This is a genomic window from Campylobacter sp. TTU-622 (assembly GCF_016598965.1).
Classification (GTDB): Bacteria; Campylobacterota; Campylobacteria; order Campylobacterales; family Campylobacteraceae; genus Campylobacter_D.
This window is the reverse complement of sequence record NZ_JAENKR010000205.1, coordinates 1-607: the sequence shown is the minus strand read 5'-3', so window position 1 is coordinate 607 and position 607 is coordinate 1. Positions and strand designations below refer to the sequence as shown.

The 607-nt window shown below is 20.6% G+C and carries 1 pseudogene; it reads right to left on the bottom strand.

Annotated elements, in window-relative coordinates:
* Nucleotides 1–607 (bottom strand): annotated as a pseudogene (locus JG677_RS08495) (hypothetical protein); the annotation flags it as partial.

Below are 607 nucleotides of genomic sequence, written 5' to 3'. Positions count from 1 at the left end.
ATGTTATAATCCCATAAGATTTTTTCGTTTAACTCATTAATTTTAATCAAATTTTTATCTAAAAAACTTTCTAGTTCTTTTAAAGATTTGATTTCTATTCTATTCTTTTTAGGTAGTTTTAAATAAAGTTCATCAATATCAATCTCACCCATCTCTCTTAAATAAAACCTTATTTTATCCTTGTTTTCTTCGGTTACACCTTTAAAAATGAAATTTTTTCTATTTATTTCACTTATAAACCAAGTGCTATAATCTTTATCTTTGAAAGCATTTTTAGATACTTTTTTTAAGGTAGTATAAGATTGTATATAATTTTCATTTTGATAAAGCCAAAAAGCTAGGCTTAATTCTTCTTCATTGCTTAAATCTTTTAATGAAAGTTTTTCTATTTCTTTTTCTATGTTATCGTAGTTAAAATATAAAATATTTTTTATATCTTTTTCATTTTTATAATCAGGTTTTATATATTTATCACCATTCATATAAATTAAAGTTTTGGTTAAATTTGCTATTGTTTTATAGCTTTTTTCATCAACAAAGTCAATTAATTTTTTATTATATATTGATATATAACTAATATCAAAGCCAATATCTTTTGTATCTAATC